This window comes from Archangium gephyra (assembly GCF_042230915.1).
In the GTDB taxonomy this organism is placed as follows: Bacteria; Myxococcota; Myxococcia; order Myxococcales; family Myxococcaceae; genus Archangium; species Archangium gephyra_B.
The window spans coordinates 6,568,328-6,582,607 of record NZ_CP102578.1 but is presented as its reverse complement, the minus strand read 5'-3'; the positions used below and the strand labels follow the sequence as shown (position 1 = coordinate 6,582,607).

Sequence of the window (14,280 nt, the reverse complement as noted above, 5' to 3'; positions counted from 1 at the left end):
TGACTCCCCTCAGGGCGCCGAGGCCGGCCGCTGCTCCCGCCGCGGGGGTGGCGGCTTGCGTCCCACCCGGCGCGCGGGCTCGGGCTGGAGCCCGTGCTGCAGCTCTAGGAAGACACCGTTGGTCCACCCGAAGCCGGCGACGTTCTCCTTGTAGCCGCCCCCCGTGATGTCCACCTGCGTGGAGCGCGTCACCATGTTGTACTTCTCCCGGATGGTCTTATCGCGGCGGAAGTTCTCGGCGACCATCTCGATGAACTTCCGGGAGAGCCGATCGCCGTCCTCGCCATATCCGTAGCGGCGCAGCCCCTCCACGGTGAGGAGCTGGATGGGCGCCCATCCATAGGGGTAGTCCCATTGGGTGTGTGACTCCTGGCGGCTCATCGCCACACCGCCGGGCTGCTCGAAGCGGGAGAGCTTGCCCGCCACGGCCCGCGCCTGCTCGGGGGACGCCAGCCCCGCCCAGAGCGGGTAGAAGGTCGTCGCGTACTCGTAGGTCGAGCGCTTGCCGGCCACGAAGTCGTAGTCGAAGTACATGCCTCGCTCGGCATCCCAGAGGTAGCGGTCCACCAACTGCCGGCGCCGCGCGGCGCGCTCCTTCCACGTGCGCGCTTCGGCGGTGCGGCCCAGCAGCGTGCTGATGCGCTCCAGGTCCGTCTCCGTCTTGTACAGCAGGCTGTTCAGGTCCACCGAGGCGTAGTGGTGCGTGCTCGCGTTGAAGGGCCCGTTGTGGAAGGAGACGTCGAAGCCCGACTCGCGCATGCTGCGGTCGCCCTTGTAGTAGTCCTCCGTGAGGGTGAACGACTCCATGGACGTGCAGGACGTCGTCCCCACCGTCTGCTCACACACCTGCACGGTGAACAGGGGGCCCGTGTCCGCCGCCTCCCGCTTCTCCGGGTCCACCTTGCGCAGGTAGGGCTTGCCGGCCTCGGGGTTCTTCAGGAAGTACATCACCACGTCGCGGTAGTAGCGGGCGTGCGTGTCGAGCTCGGGCACCGGGCCCTCGCCGAAATCGAAGTAGCGCGACAGCCCCGTGTCCCCGGCCAGGTGCTCTCCGCGGACCCACATTTCGTAGTCGCGGACCACGTAGGGCAGGGCCTCGGTCAGCCACGCACGCTTCTCCTCCTCGCCCAGCGAGTCGTGGACCGCCAGCACCATCGAGGAGAGGAAGGGCGGCTGCGAGCGCGTGAGGTAGTACGTGCGGTTGGCGTTGAGCACGCCTCCGTAGTTCTCAAGCTCGAAGAAGAAGTTGCGCACCATGCCCTCGGCCAGCTCCCGCCGCCCGTCGCGCAGCAGCCCGCGGATGATGAAGTAGCTGTCCCAGCCATACATCTCGTTGAACATGCCGCCGGGCACGACGTACGGATGCTCCAGGAAGAGCAGCCCCGGCGGATCGATCGCCCGGACCTCCGCCTGCCCTGGCCCGTTGATAGCCGAGGGCAGACGCCGCACCTGCACCTGAGGGCATTTCTGGCGCAATTGCTGGACCGACACGGGCTCGGGCAGATCCTTGGGCAGGTAGAGCACGGAGCGCTCGGGTACCTTGGGATCCGCCAGGACCTTGCACGTGTCCAGGGAGCGCGTCAGCACATCCCAGTTGAGCGAGATATACGTGCGGACATCCCAGTAGTCGGGCAGGGACTCCTGGGGGGCCGCGCTCGCCGCCATCGAGAGTACGACGAGGAGCCCCGGAGCCCACGTGGGCATGCGTGACCGTCGAGTGCCTGCCATGGTTCCCCCTCCCGCACCTGTCCCGGTAGGACAAGCTTGCCGCTCAGGCACCTGGCGGCAACGGGGCGGGGTAGACAGGACACGCGTTCGCCATGAGACAGCGGCGTGACGCAAGACGCTTGTCTCCAGAAAACGCCCGTGGGAATTTCCGCGCCGCCCGGGAGACGGAGTCCCCATGCAATCCCAGCTGCGCAAGCTCAAGTACCACGTGGCCACGACGCTCGACGGCTTCATCGCCCGCGAGGACGACTCGGTCGACTTCTTCCCCGCGGACCTCTCGCCCGAGCACGTGATGGACTACTTCCACTCGCTGCTGGCGGAGTACGACACGGTGCTGATGGGCCGTGGCACCTACGAGCCCGCGCTGAAGATGGGGATCACGGACCCGTATCCCTCCATGGAGACCTACGTCTTCTCGCGCACCCTGAAGGAGATCCCGGATCCGCGCGTGCACCTCGTGCGGGAGGATCCCGTCGCCTTCGTGCGGGAACTCAAGTCGCGCCCCGGCACGCAGACCGACATGAGCCGCGCCGTGCGGGCGGCCCAGATGAGCGTCCCCAAGGACATCTACCTGTGCGGCGGAGGGCCCCTGGCGGCGGCCCTCTTGGACGCGGGCCTCGTCGACGAGGTCATCGTCAAGCTGAACCCGGTGCTGCTCGGGGCGGGCAAGACGCTCGCCCCGCATGTGGCCCGGAAGGCGGACCTCGAGCTGCTCTCGACCAAGGTGTACCGCAACGGGGTGGTGCTCCTGCAATACGCGGTCAAGCGCTGAGAGACGGGCAAGGATCGCCCTTGCCTGGCGCGGGATCGGAGTATTGTCCGCGCCATGGTTTCCTCACGTCCTCCCGCAGCCTCCTACGTCCTCATCGACGCCGAGAACGTCGACTGGGCCGTGTCCAATGTCGTGGGACGCAAGCCCGAGCCCCAGGACCGTGTGCAGTTCGATCGACTGGTGGCCTTCTGTGAAGACCACTTCCCCAAACCCGTGCGCTGCGTGGTGGTGCTCAACGCCCGGGGCGAGCAGTTGCCGGACGTGATGATCGGCTTCGTGCGGGCCCTGAAGACCGCCGGCTGCGAGGTGGCGCTCCTCCATGGCCGGCCCGACCAGAAGGTGGTGGACCTGGGCATCCTCAAGCTCCTGGAGGCCATCCGCACCCAGCGGCCCAAGGCCGCGGTCGCGCTCGCCAGCCACGATGGCACGGACTTCGCGGATGCCCTGCGCCAGCTCCTCGAGGAGAAGCGGCAGGTGGCCATCCTCGGACTGCGCGAGTACATGAGCCAGCGCTTCCGCGAGCTCGTCCCCGCCGGGCTGGAGATCCTCGACCTGGAGCTGAACGCGAAGGTGTTCCAGCGGCCCCTGCCGCGCCTGCTGCCGGTCCGCGTGGACGAGTTCGACCCCATGTTCTTCCTGTAGTCGAGAGGGGTTCTCCCAGCATGCACTCGAAGCGGATGCTCTGGATGGCCGGGGCCGTCGTGGTCGCGATCCTGTTCCATGCGGAGGCCGCTCACGCCACCAGCGTCATCTTCGGGACGGTGGTGGGCGCCGAGAACAAGAAGCCTGTGCCGGACGTGATCGTGACCGCGACCTCGCCCGGCTTCGAGGGCAACCGGGTGGCGCGGACGGATGGGCTGGGCCGGTACCGGATTGCCGGGCTGCCGCCGGGCAGTTACACCCTGAGCTTCGTCAAGGAATCGTTCCAACCGTACTCGCGTTCGGAGATCCGGCTGCGCCTGAACCGGACCCTCCGCGTGAACGTGGAGCTCGCCCCGCCGGATTTCAGCGGCGACGTGGTGATGGCCGTCAGGCCCCCACCGCTCCTCAACGCCTTCTCCACCACCACGGAGCTGTGGGTCGACGAGCCGTACACCCAGCTGCTCGCGGTGAACCGGCCCCAGGACCCGGGCGGTGCGTCCCGCTCCTTCGAGCGCCTCGCCGGGCTGGCGCCGGGGGTGCAGCTTGAGACGTACGGCCTGTCCATCAACGGGGCCTCTGCCTTCGAGAACAGGTACACGGTGGATGGTCTCTCCACCTGGGATCCGGTGTGGGGTGTCAATGCGCTCCCGCTGAGCGTCGAGTTCCTCCAGGGGACGAACATCGTCACCGGTGGCTTCATGCCCGAGTACGGCCGCACCACCGGAGGCTTCATCCAGGCCAGGACCCGCTCGGGCTCCAACGAGTTCCATGGCGCGCTGTTCGGCAACTGGGCACCGGGCTTCCTGGGGGGCACTCCCACGCCCGCGTCCGGGCCCACCTCGACGCTCGCCGGGCAGAACGCGGTCGCGTTCCAGGGAGACATCGGAGCCACCTTGAGCGGGCCGATCCTGAGGGACCGGCTGTGGATCTTCGCGGGGGTGGCTCCAGCGCTCACCCGCGTGGAGCACACGCGCACGCTCCAGGCCCTCGGCACGCCCATTCCCAACTCCGCACGCCATCTCTTCGCCAACCAGAGCTCCCTCCAGGCGATGGGGAAGCTGACGTACCTGTTCGATTACAACAACGCGCTCTCGTTGTCGGTCATCTCCACGTCGGCCGGCTCCGGCGGAGACGGCCAGCTCACCGTGGACCCGTTGACCGGCAGGGTCCGGGACTTCATCAACGCGAGACCGTCTTCCGCGACCCAGAGCCTGGTCGACGGCGGCTTCACCACCGCCGCCTTCAACTACTCCGGCATGTTCCCGAAGCAGGGGCTGTGGATCGACGCCAACCTCGGCTGGTCCCGCCAGACGGCCTCCCGCGGGCCCACTATCGGCGCGGGCGGTCTCTCCCGCGTGCTCTACACGGTGCGGAGGCCCGTGACGTATTTCGAGCCCACGGAGGACGTGGTGCGCGCCTGCGGCGACCCTTCCGAATCGCTCGAGAGGTGCCCCGTCCAGTTCTACGAATCCGGCGGCACGGGCCTGCGCGCCACCGACACGGTGGATCGTTACCAGGCCAATGCTCAGCTCAGCTGGACCGTGGAGTTCCTGGGCACTCACACGGTGAAGGCCGGCGTGGACGCGGAGCTCCTCTCCTACGAGCGCTACCGCGACCTCCCGGGCGCGGTGGTGATCCAGGAGGGACTCAGTCGCCAGGAGACCCCCGAGGGAGAGACGAGCCCGTACACCAGCCAGACCCTCGGCGGCTTCGTGCAGGACAGCTGGACCTTCGGCCGGTGGATCACGCTGAACGGGGGCGTCCGTTATGACGCGCAATTGCTGTACTCGGAGGATGGCGCCCTGGCTTCCACGCCCGGCCGTCCGCTCTCGCCGCGCGTGGGACTGGTCGTGGATCCGCTGGGGATGCAGCGGATGAAGCTCTTCGCCCATTATGGGCAGTACCACGGGCAGCTGCCGTTCGGCGTGATGGCGGGGCTCCCCATCGAGCGGGCGCGGATCGACCCCAAGCTCGTCGCGCCCTCGACCACCGAGCTCGTCGCGGGTGCCGAGTACAGGGTGCGGAGTGAAACGAAGCTGGCCGCCACCTATACCCGCCGGAGCCTGGACTCGGCCATCGCGCTCCTGAGCCGTGAGGCGGAAGGTGAGCCCTTCCTGGGCAACCCGGGGCTGGGAGGGGCCAGCGACTTCCCGAAGGCGGAGCGCACCCAGGATGCGGTGACGGTGGCCCTCAGCCGTGTCTTCACCGGCGACTGGCTGGCCCAGGCGAGCTACACGTGGTCACGGCTGTACGGCAACTACACCGGCTACTTCCGGCCCGTCTCCACCTGGGGCGAGCCCGCGCTCCAGCCCGACTTCCTCCTGGCTTCCCAGCTGAGCAACCGGACGGGGCCGCTGCCGGAGGACCGCACGCATACCGTCAAGGTCTTCGGCGCCAGGGCGCTCGTCATCACGCCGAAGCTGTCCACCAGCCTCGGTCTGTCCTACCAGGGCCGTTCGGGCACTCCCATCAACTACCTGGGGGGCAACGCACTGCTGGGGATGGGCGAGACCTTCGTGCTGCCGCGTGGCTCGTCCGGCGAGCGCACCCCATGGGTCCACACCGTCGACACCGACCTCCGCGTCAGCTACCAGCCCGCGAAGGGCCAGGAGCTGTCCCTCTCCCTGGAGGTCTTCAACCTGTTCAACTTCCAGGCGGTGACGCGCGTGAACGAGCACTACACCTACGCCAACGTGCTTCCGCTCGAGCCGGCGGTGGCGCCTGGAGCGCTCACCCCGGACATGGTCCGCACCGCCAGCGGCGGGCAGCTCACGGAGGGCGCGCTCGACAAGGAGTTCAAGAAGCCCATCCAGTACCAGGCACCGCGGCAGGTACGCCTGGGGCTGCGCTACGCCTTCTGAGCCGGGCGGGAGGACAGCACGTGCCGAAACCCCTGGTGGATGTGGATAGGGTGAAGGCTCCGGCCTTCTGCCTCGCCGACGAGCTGTCCCCCTTCACGTCGGCCTGGCACGCCCACCGCAAGCACCAGCTCCTCTACTCGGCGCAGGGGGCGCTGCATCTGGAGGTGGAGCGTGCGCAGTGGCTGCTGCCGCCCCAGCGCGCGGCGTGGCTGCGCTCCGGCACGCGGCACCGGGTGCGTGTCTCCCAGCCGGTGAGCCTGCGCACGGTGTACCTGGAGCCCCGGTTGGTGCGCCTGCCTCCCGAGGGCGAGTGCCGGGTGTTCATCGTCGAGCCGCTCGCGCGGGAGATGCTCCTGTACTCCACCCGTTGGGGTCCCGAGCGTCCGCTCCGGGAGCCGCTGGCGGACAGCTTCTTCGGGACGCTGGCGCATCTGCTGTCCGAGTGGACCTCGCAGGGCCAGGAGTGGCGGCTGCCGCGGGCCCGGACGCCGGAGCTGGAGCGGGCCATGGCCTTCACGCTGAAGCACCTGGGAGAGCCCATCTCCTTCGAGGACGCGGCACGCGCCGCGCGGCTGTCCGGGAGGACGCTCTCGCGGCGCTTCGAGGAGGAGGCCCAGACGACGTGGCGGCGGTTCCTCCACGATGCGCGGATGTTGCGCGCCATGGAGCTGCTCGCGGAGGAGGGGGCGCGGGTGACGCAGACGGCCTACGCGGTGGGCTTCGAGAGCCTCGCCGCCTTCACCCATGCCTTCCACGCCTTCACCGGAGAGCGCCCCCGGGACTTCCGGCGGCGAGTGAGCCCTGGACGATCAGCGGCGATCCGATAGAACGCGCGTCATCGCGCCCGTCGGCGCGCTCGTCTGGATGGGAAGGTCGACCGTATGGAATTCCGGCAACTCGGTGGCTCTGGTTTCAAGGTTCCCGTGCTCAGTCTGGGCACCGGCACGTTCGGTGGCACCAACGAGTTCTTCAAGGGCTTTGGTGAGAGCGACGTGAAGGAGGCCACCCGCCTCGTCGACATCTCGCTCGACGCCGGCATGAACATGTTCGACTCGGCGGACATCTACTCCGGCGGAGCGGCCGAGGAGATCCTGGGCCAGGCGATCAAGGGTCGGCGCGAGCGGGTGATCATCTCCACCAAGGCCACCTTCCGCGCGGGCTCCGGCCCCAATGAGGTGGGCTCGTCGCGCTACCACCTGATCCGCTCCGTGGAAGGCAGCCTGCGCCGCCTGGGCACCGACTACATCGATCTCTTCCAGCTCCACGGCTTCGACGCCGTCACGCCCGTCGAGGAGACGCTCAACGCACTCGATGACCTCGTGCGCAGCGGGAAGATCCGCTACATCGGCTGCTCGAACTTCTCGGGCTGGCACCTGATGAAGTCGCTGGCGGTGTCGGAGCGGCACAACCTGGCCCGCTACGTGGCCCACCAGGCGTACTACTCGCTCGTCGGGCGCGAGTACGAGTGGGAGCTGATGCCGCTGGGACTGGACCAGAAGGTGAGCGCCGTCGTGTGGAGCCCGCTGGGGTGGGGGCGGCTCACGGGCAAGCTCCGGCGCGGCCAGCCGATGCCGAAGGACACGCGGCTGCAGAACGCCGTGACGGCCGCGGGCGGCCCGCAGGTGGCCGAGGAGTACCTCTACAAGGTCGTGGATGCCCTGGACGAGGTGGCCAAGGAGACGGGCAAGACGGTGCCGCAGATCGCCCTGAACTGGCTGCTGCAGCGGCCCACGGTCGCCAACGTCATCATCGGCGCGCGCAACGAGGAGCAGTTGCGCCAGAACCTGGGGGCCATCGGCTGGACCCTCACCCCGGCGCAGGTGGCGAAGCTCGACGCGGCCAGCTCCACGCCCCCTGTCTACCCCTACTGGCACCAGAAGCAGTTCAAGGAGCGCAATCCCTTCCCGACCTCCTGAGGTCCATGAGGGGAGCCGCACCCGGGCCCCCTGCTCGCTCGCACAGGGAGCGGGGAACCGCATCGAGGGGCTGGAAAAGCGCGCGCCGCTCGGGCAATGAACGGGTGTGCGTATCGTCTCCTGGAACGTGAACGGGCTGAGGTCGGCCCACAAGAAGGGCTTCCTGGACTGGCTCGCGGCCGAGAAGGCCGACGTGGTCGGCGTGCAGGAGGTGCGCGCCCGCGAGGAACAGCTCCCCGAGGAGGTGCGCGCCCCCAAGGGCTGGCGCAATACGCACTTCGTCGCGGCGGAGCGCCCCGGCTACAGCGGCGTGGGCCTCTTCGCGCGCAAGGGCCTGGACGACGTGGAGACGGTGCTGGGCGTGAAGGAGATGGACGCCGAGGGCCGGCTGCAGGTGGCCCGCATCGGGCTCCTCACGGTGGTCAACTGCTACTTCCCCAACGGCAATGGGAAGGAGCGGGACAACAGCCGCATCCCCTTCAAGCTGGCCTTCTACAAGCGCCTCTTCGCGCGGCTGGAGAAGGGCCTGCGCGACGGCGAGCGCATCCTGGTGATGGGGGACTTCAACACCGCGCACCAGGAGATCGACCTGGCCCGTCCCAAGGACAACCGGGAGACGAGCGGCTTCCGCCCCGAGGAGCGCGAGGAGCTGGACCGGTGGCTCCGCGCCGGCTGGGTGGACACCTTCCGCCACTTCGAGAAGGGGACGGGGCACTACAGTTGGTGGAGCCAGCGCTTCGGCGTGCGCGAGCGCAACATCGGCTGGCGCCTGGACTACGTGCTGGCCTCGCCCGGGGCCATGGCCTACGTGAAGCGGGCGGCCATCCATCCCCACGTCCTCGGCTCGGACCACTGCCCGGTGAGCGTGGATCTGGACCCGAAGGTCCGCCGCTGATAGGGCGGGAGGCACTTCATGAACGCTCTGCTCTCCATCTATGCGTGGCTGGAAACCGGCCTGGTGGCCCTGGTGGGCTTCTGTCTGCAGGCCCCCCTGGTCGTCACCTGGCCCTTCGACAAGCGCAAGGTGATCACCGGCCGGGCCTTCCGGCTCATCGGCGTCACCGCGGCGAAGCTCAACCCCTTCTGGAAGTTCGGCATCCACGGCAACCCGGTGCGCCCCGCGTCCCGCACCGTGGTGGTGAGCAACCACGAGTCCAACGCGGATCCGTTCCTCATCTCCTACCTGCCGTGGGAGATGAAGTGGCTGGGCAAGGCCTCGCTCTTCAAGATTCCCGTGGTGGGCTGGAGCATGTGGCTGGCCGGGGACATCCCCGTGCGCCGCGGCGAGAAGGACTCTGCCCAGGCGGCCATGGCCATCTGCGCCCGCTGGCTGGACAAGGGCATGCCGGTGATGATCTTCCCCGAGGGCACGCGCTCGAAGACGGAGGATCTGCTGCCCTTCAAGGACGGCGCCTTCCGGCTGGCCATCGAGGCGGGCGCGGACGTGCTGCCCATGGCGGTGAGCGGCACGCGCCGGTCGCTGCCCAAGCACTCGTGGCGCTTCGCCACCTCGCGCGCGCTGGTGACGGTGGGCACGCCCATCTCCACGAAGGGCATGACGCTCGCGGACGTGGAGCGCCTCAAGCAGATGGCCCGGGAGCAGATCCTCGCGCTCCGGGCCACGCTGATGCCGCTCACGGGCGTCGAGGGCGGGGCGCCCTCCGAGCCGGAGCGGGCCGTCACTCCTCGGTGAAGCGCAGCTCGCAGTTGCCGTCGAGCGTGCCGCTGAGGGCCGCTCCGACGATCTTCTTGAAGAACTCCTCTCCGTTGATGTTGATGGAGAGCTGGTTCTTGTCGCCGGCGATGGTGGCCCCCTCGTCGGCCTGGACCTCTCCACCGATCGCGGTCACATCCCCCGCGATGGTGGCGCCCTTCTGGAGCTGGACGTTGCCGTTGATGGCGGTGACGTCCCCGGACACCCGGGCGCCGGCCTCCACCGTCACCTTGCCGCGGATGGCCACCACGTCATTCACGGTGGAGCCCGCGCGGACCACCACGTTGCCGTCGATGGCCAACGCGTCCCGGACCGCGTTCTTGCCGTCGATGACCAGGTCCTTGCCCTGGGAGACCAGGTCCCCCTTCTTGACGCTGATGGTGCACTTGCCGCCCTTGGACTTGTCCTCCTTCTTGGCGTCATCCCCCGCGTGAGCGGCGGCGGGCAGGGCGAGCAGGGAGAGGACGGCGAGCGCGGACAGGAGGGACCTGAGCATGGGGCGTGGACTCCGGGAGAGCGGCCGCTCGGTGCGGCACACGCTGTCCTACGGACGCCCGCCGGAATGATTGCCGGGCGTGCCACCCGCGCCGGACTGCTGACCGAGGCTGCTTAGCTGGGGATCGGACGCTCCGGGATTCAGGTCACCTGTGCGGGTCCGGACGTGTTACGACGGGGGACTGCTGAGCTGGGGTAGGGCCGTGTGGGGATTCTCTCCGCGCTGACCGAAGACCCATGGGTGGCCGAGAGCGGGTGGACGTTGGCGCAGGCGACGAAGGCGAAGTTTCCGGAGGCGGGACCCTTTCATCAGGCTCTCAAGGCGCGGGTCGAGCAGTACTTCCAGGACAGCGGGCGCCCGGCGCGCGATCTCCCGGCCATGTACGCCAAGACGGTGGCGTTGCTCGGTTGGTTCGCGGCCTCCTATGCCTTCCTCGTCTTCGTGGCGGATGGGGTGGGGAGCGCGCTCCTCGGGTGCGTGTCGCTGGGATTGGCGATGGCGGGGATCGGCTTCAGCGTCCAGCACGACGCGAACCACGGAGGCTATTCGGAGCGGCGAGCGGTCAACCGGTTGCTCGCCCTGACGCTCGACGTGCTCGGGGCTTCCTCTTACGTGTGGAGCTGGAAGCACAACATCTTCCACCACAGCCATCCCAACGTGGCCGGGCTCGACGCGGACATCAACATCCAGCCCTTCTGCCGGGTCGCGCCGAGCCAACCGCTGCATCGCGCCCATCGCTTCCAGCACTTCTACATCTGGGGCCTCTACGGGCTGCTCGCGGTGAAGTGGCAGTTCATCGATGACTTCAAGGACATGCTCTCCGGCCGGGTCGGGCTGCAGAAGATGCCCCGTCCCACCGGGCGCAAGCTGGCCGAGGCCCTCATCGGAAAGCTGTTCTTCTTCGGCTGGGCCCTGGTGTTGCCCGCCTTCTTCCATCCCCTGTGGAAGGTCGTGCTCTGCCATGCGCTGACCTCGTTCATCCTCGGGCTCACGCTGGCCAGTGTGTTCCAGCTCGCGCACTGCGTGGAGGAGGCGGCCTTTCCCGAGGTGCCGGAAGGCGGCGAGGCCTTCACGCGCGAGTGGGCGGCCCACCAGGTGGAGACGACGGTCGACTTCGCGCGCGGCAACCGGCTGGTGTGCTGGTACCTCGGCGGGCTCAACTTCCAGGTGGTGCACCACCTGTTCCCGCGTGTCTGCCACCTGCACTACCCGGCGCTCTCGGGGATCATCGAGAAGACCTGTCTGGAGCACGGTGTGCGCTACCGCTCCCAGGACAGTGTGCGCGCGGCGTTGGGGAGCCACGTGCGCTGGCTCAAACGAATGGGCCAGCCCCTGGCCGTGGAGGCGATGTGATGAACGACGAGACTCCAGAGAAGGTCCGCTTCGGGCGTGCCCAGAAGTTCCGGCTCTCCGCGAAGGGCAACGAGGCCGTGTCGGCGTATACCCTCATGGTCGAGAAGGCGCGGTCGGGCTCGGGGCGCGCGCAGTTCGACGCGGCCCGGGGTGATTGGAGCGGGCCTCGCGGCCTGTCCTCCGAGGATGGGCTCTTCCTCGTGGAGTTCGGGGTGGGGGAGCGGACCATCTCCGAGGTGACGCGCAACCTCGAGGACTGCGCCAGCCCGAAGGAGGTCAAGGCCGCGATCGAGCGGCTGCTGGAGTGCGGCATGATCGAGCCGGTGATCGTACCGCCCCCGCCCGCTCCGCCGCCGCGCCGCTACTGGTAGTCCGCCAGGCCCGGGCCCGGGTGCCGGTTGTCCATCCGACGGCACACATGGTCCGCCGTGCGATTCAGGCTGACGCCCCCCGTAGCGAAGTTGACCCTGGCGAGGGTGGGGGGGACGCAATGAGGGCTTCGAGATGGCTGTGGTTGGGGCTGCTACTCGCTCCACTGGCCGCGTCCGCTGGCGACGTCTTCGAGAATGTCAGGAACTTCAGCCAGTCCCAGGCCACTTCGCGTGAGCCCGTGGTGGAACTGGTGGGCAGCCATGTCTTCACCGCGTGGATCGACATGCGGACGGGCTATGGCGACGTCTACTTCCGGCAGAGCGAGAACCGGGGCCTGAGCTACGGCGTGCCCCAGAACCTGAGCGACAGCCACCACGCACGCGCCTCGGACGTCCAGGTGGCCCGGGTGCAGGGCAACGTCTACGTCCTCTGGGCCGAGGCGGGCATCCGCTTCCGGGCGAGCCACGACCTCGGGGAGACCTTCGGCCCCGTCCAGGTGCTGAGCGGGAGTGGCCGGGCGCCCCAGCTCGTCGCCGCCAACGGGAACGTCTACGTGGCCTGGAGCGGCCCGGGGACGGCGGGCGGCCTCTTCCTCCGGGCCAGCCACGACTTCGGCGGCTCCTTCGAGCCTCCCATCGAGCTGACGGAGCAGGCGAAGGGTGGTGACCTGGCGCTCGCGGCGGAGGGCACCACCGTCCATGCCGTCTGGGACGATGGCACCCATGTGTTCCTGCGCCAGAGCCTGGACGAGGGGCGCTCGTTCACGCCCGCGCAGGTGCTCGATGAGGGGGACGGCCCCTCCGAGGACGCGAGCCTCGCGGTACAGGGGATGGTCGTGTACGTCGTTTGGCGGGAGGGCAGCGGTTGTGGCGGTGAGATCGTCTTCCGCCGGAGCGCACCAGACGGCGCCGGCTTCGAGCCCAGCGTGAACCTCAGCCAGAACGCCGTGGACTCGGTGGATCCGCTGCTCGAGGTGAACGGCGCGTCCGTCTTCGTCGTCTGGAAGGAGAAGGTGGCGGGCCAGACGGACATCTTCTTCACGCGGAGCCTCGACGCGGGGGGCACCTTCGAGGCTCCCAGGAACGTGAGCGCGACTCCGGGCAAGTCGTCGCAGTACGCGCTCTCGTCCACCGGCGGCTTCGTCCGCATCGTCTGGCGCGACCGGTCCGAGGGTAGCGGCGACATCTTCTACCGCTCCAGCGCCGACGGAGGAGCGACCTTCGGGCAGACGCGCAACCTGAGCCAGTCTCCCGGGAGATCCACCTCGCCCGTCATCATCTCCTCGGGCTGGGCCGCCGAGGTGCATGTCTTCTGGGAGGAGGACCTCCCCGGCAACCGCGAGAGCTTCTACCGCCGGGGAGTGCTGGAGCCCTGAACACGGGCGCGGCTCAGCCGCCCACGAGCTCGCGCAGCCGGGAGGCGAAGCCGCACACGTCCTCCTCGGTGGTGTCGAAGGACGTCATCCAGCGCACCTCGGAGGTAGTCTCGTCCCAGACGTAGAAGAACGTGTGCTCCTGCATCCGGGGGATGATCTCCTTGGGCAGGCACGCGAAGACGCCGTTGGCCTGCGTGGCCCGGGTGATGCGCACCTTGGGCAGCGAGGACACTTCGCGGGCGAGCAGCGCCGCCATGGCGTTGGCGTGGCGCGCGCTCTTCAGCCAGAGGTCATCGGTGAGCAGGGCCTCGAACTGGGCGGCCACGAAGCGCATCTTCGAGGCGAGCTGCATGCCCTGCTTGCGCAGGAACCGGAAGTCCGGCGCGAGCTTGGGCTCGAAGACGACGACGGCCTCGCCCATCATCAGGCCGATCTTGGTGCCGCCGAACGAGAGGATGTCCACGCCAGCGTCGGTGGTGATGGCGCGCAGCGGGACGCCGAGCGCGGCGGCGGCGTTGGAGATGCGGGCGCCGTCCATGTGCAGGTACATGCCATGGCGGTGCGCCAGGTCCGCGAGCGCGCGGATCTCCTCGGGCGTGTAGACGGTGCCCATCTCCGTGGACTGGGAGATGGAGATGACGCGGGGCTGCACGTGGTGCTGGTCGCCCAGGCCGCGGATGCGCGGCTCCACCAGCGCCGGGGTCAGCTTGCCGTCCGGGGTGGGGATGTCCACGAGCTTGCAGCCCGTGGCCTTCTCCGGGGCGCCGCACTCGTCCACGTTGATGTGGGCCGACTCGGAGCAGAGGATGGCGTGGTAGGGCTTCAGCAGCGCGCTGAGCCCCAGCACGTTGGCGCCCGTGCCGTTGAAGACGAAGTGCACGTCCACGTGCGCGCCCAGGTGCTCACGGAATCTCGCCACCGCGCGCTCGGTCCACGGATCCCCACCGTAGGCCAGGGCGTGGCCCACGTTGGCCCGGGCAATGGCCTCGAGGATCACCGGGTGGATTCCCGCGTTGTTGTCGCTGGCAAAGCCTCGCTTCGGATTCATTCG

At 68.7% G+C, this 14,280-nt stretch carries 13 protein-coding genes; 10 read left to right on the top strand and 3 right to left on the bottom strand.

Annotation, left to right across the window (positions count from 1 at the left end; genetic code table 11):
* Positions 1-9 precede the first annotated feature (9 nt).
* Positions 10-1,728 carry a trehalase family glycosidase gene (locus tag NR798_RS25805; RefSeq protein WP_375765152.1) on the bottom strand — a complete coding sequence of 573 codons (1,719 nt, stop codon included), beginning with the start codon at positions 1,726-1,728 and terminating at the stop codon, positions 10-12.
* Positions 1,729-1,903: 175 nt separating this feature from the next.
* Here NR798_RS25805 and NR798_RS25800 point away from each other — a divergent pair, with 175 nt between their 5' ends.
* The 7 genes from NR798_RS25800 to NR798_RS25770 all read left to right on the top strand — a co-directional run bounded on the left by NR798_RS25800 (position 1,904) and on the right by NR798_RS25770 (position 9,612).
* Positions 1,904-2,500 carry a dihydrofolate reductase family protein gene (locus tag NR798_RS25800; RefSeq protein ID WP_375765151.1) on the top strand — a complete coding sequence of 199 codons (597 nt, stop codon included), beginning with the start codon at positions 1,904-1,906 and terminating at the stop codon, positions 2,498-2,500.
* 54 nt (positions 2,501-2,554) lie between these two features.
* Positions 2,555-3,142: an NYN domain-containing protein gene (locus tag NR798_RS25795; protein ID WP_375765150.1), complete on the top strand. Its 588-nt coding sequence runs from the start codon at positions 2,555-2,557 to the stop codon at positions 3,140-3,142.
* A 20-nt stretch (positions 3,143-3,162) separates the two neighbouring features.
* A complete protein-coding gene (locus tag NR798_RS25790) occupies positions 3,163-6,003 on the top strand; it encodes a TonB-dependent receptor domain-containing protein (RefSeq protein WP_375765149.1) in 2,841 nt (946 codons plus the stop codon).
* A 20-nt stretch (positions 6,004-6,023) separates the two neighbouring features.
* The gene (locus NR798_RS25785; protein WP_375765148.1) at positions 6,024-6,830 is read left to right on the top strand and encodes a helix-turn-helix domain-containing protein; all 807 of its coding nucleotides are present in this window, start codon (positions 6,024-6,026) and stop codon (positions 6,828-6,830) included.
* Between the two features lie 54 nt (positions 6,831-6,884).
* Positions 6,885-7,919, top strand: coding sequence for an aldo/keto reductase (locus tag NR798_RS25780; protein ID WP_375765147.1), 1,035 nt, complete (start codon positions 6,885-6,887; stop codon positions 7,917-7,919).
* Between the two features lie 106 nt (positions 7,920-8,025).
* On the top strand, positions 8,026-8,814 hold the full coding sequence (locus NR798_RS25775) for an exodeoxyribonuclease III (RefSeq protein ID WP_375765146.1): 789 nt from the start codon (positions 8,026-8,028) through the stop codon (positions 8,812-8,814).
* An 18-nt stretch (positions 8,815-8,832) separates the two neighbouring features.
* Positions 8,833-9,612: a lysophospholipid acyltransferase family protein gene (locus NR798_RS25770; RefSeq protein WP_375765145.1), complete on the top strand. Its 780-nt coding sequence runs from the start codon at positions 8,833-8,835 to the stop codon at positions 9,610-9,612.
* Here the strand turns inward: NR798_RS25770 and NR798_RS25765 are convergent.
* The gene (locus NR798_RS25765; RefSeq protein WP_375765144.1) at positions 9,599-10,129 is read right to left on the bottom strand and encodes a hypothetical protein; all 531 of its coding nucleotides are present in this window, start codon (positions 10,127-10,129) and stop codon (positions 9,599-9,601) included. The two genes, NR798_RS25770 and NR798_RS25765, sit on opposite strands and share 14 nt — an antisense overlap.
* Positions 10,130-10,333: 204 nt before the next feature.
* On the opposite strand from NR798_RS25765, the gene NR798_RS25760 reads away from it, so the two are divergent.
* The 3 genes from NR798_RS25760 to NR798_RS25750 all read left to right on the top strand — a co-directional run bounded on the left by NR798_RS25760 (position 10,334) and on the right by NR798_RS25750 (position 13,229).
* Positions 10,334-11,482 carry a fatty acid desaturase family protein gene (locus tag NR798_RS25760; protein WP_375765143.1) on the top strand — a complete coding sequence of 383 codons (1,149 nt, stop codon included), beginning with the start codon at positions 10,334-10,336 and terminating at the stop codon, positions 11,480-11,482.
* Positions 11,482-11,853, top strand: coding sequence for a hypothetical protein (locus tag NR798_RS25755; protein ID WP_375765142.1), 372 nt, complete (start codon positions 11,482-11,484; stop codon positions 11,851-11,853). The genes NR798_RS25760 and NR798_RS25755 overlap by 1 nt, the downstream gene beginning before the upstream one ends.
* Positions 11,854-11,972: 119 nt before the next feature.
* Positions 11,973-13,229, top strand: coding sequence for a hypothetical protein (locus NR798_RS25750; protein WP_375765141.1), 1,257 nt, complete (start codon positions 11,973-11,975; stop codon positions 13,227-13,229).
* A gap of 13 nt (positions 13,230-13,242) precedes the next feature.
* Here the strand turns inward: NR798_RS25750 and NR798_RS25745 are convergent, their stop codons facing one another.
* Positions 13,243-14,277: a threonine aldolase family protein gene (locus NR798_RS25745; RefSeq protein ID WP_375765140.1), complete on the bottom strand. Its 1,035-nt coding sequence runs from the start codon at positions 14,275-14,277 to the stop codon at positions 13,243-13,245.
* Positions 14,278-14,280 lie beyond the last annotated feature (3 nt).

Bases quoted from the DNA above. Each gene is read 5' to 3' on its own strand.
- NR798_RS25795 (WP_375765150.1), top strand. From the start codon at position 2,555: ATGGTTTCCTCACGTCCTCCCGCAGCCTCCTACGTCCTCATCGACGCC.
- NR798_RS25770 (WP_375765145.1), top strand. From the start codon at position 8,833: ATGAACGCTCTGCTCTCCATCTATGCGTGGCTGGAAACCGGCCTGGTG.
- NR798_RS25755 (WP_375765142.1), top strand. From the start codon at position 11,482: ATGAACGACGAGACTCCAGAGAAGGTCCGCTTCGGGCGTGCCCAGAAG.
- NR798_RS25800 (WP_375765151.1), top strand. From the start codon at position 1,904: ATGCAATCCCAGCTGCGCAAGCTCAAGTACCACGTGGCCACGACGCTC.
- NR798_RS25765 (WP_375765144.1), bottom strand. From the start codon at position 10,129: ATGCTCAGGTCCCTCCTGTCCGCGCTCGCCGTCCTCTCCCTGCTCGCC.
- NR798_RS25745 (WP_375765140.1), bottom strand. From the start codon at position 14,277: ATGAATCCGAAGCGAGGCTTTGCCAGCGACAACAACGCGGGAATCCAC.
- NR798_RS25805 (WP_375765152.1), bottom strand. From the start codon at position 1,728: ATGGCAGGCACTCGACGGTCACGCATGCCCACGTGGGCTCCGGGGCTC.
- NR798_RS25790 (WP_375765149.1), top strand. From the start codon at position 3,163: ATGCACTCGAAGCGGATGCTCTGGATGGCCGGGGCCGTCGTGGTCGCG.
- NR798_RS25780 (WP_375765147.1), top strand. From the start codon at position 6,885: ATGGAATTCCGGCAACTCGGTGGCTCTGGTTTCAAGGTTCCCGTGCTC.
- NR798_RS25750 (WP_375765141.1), top strand. From the start codon at position 11,973: ATGAGGGCTTCGAGATGGCTGTGGTTGGGGCTGCTACTCGCTCCACTG.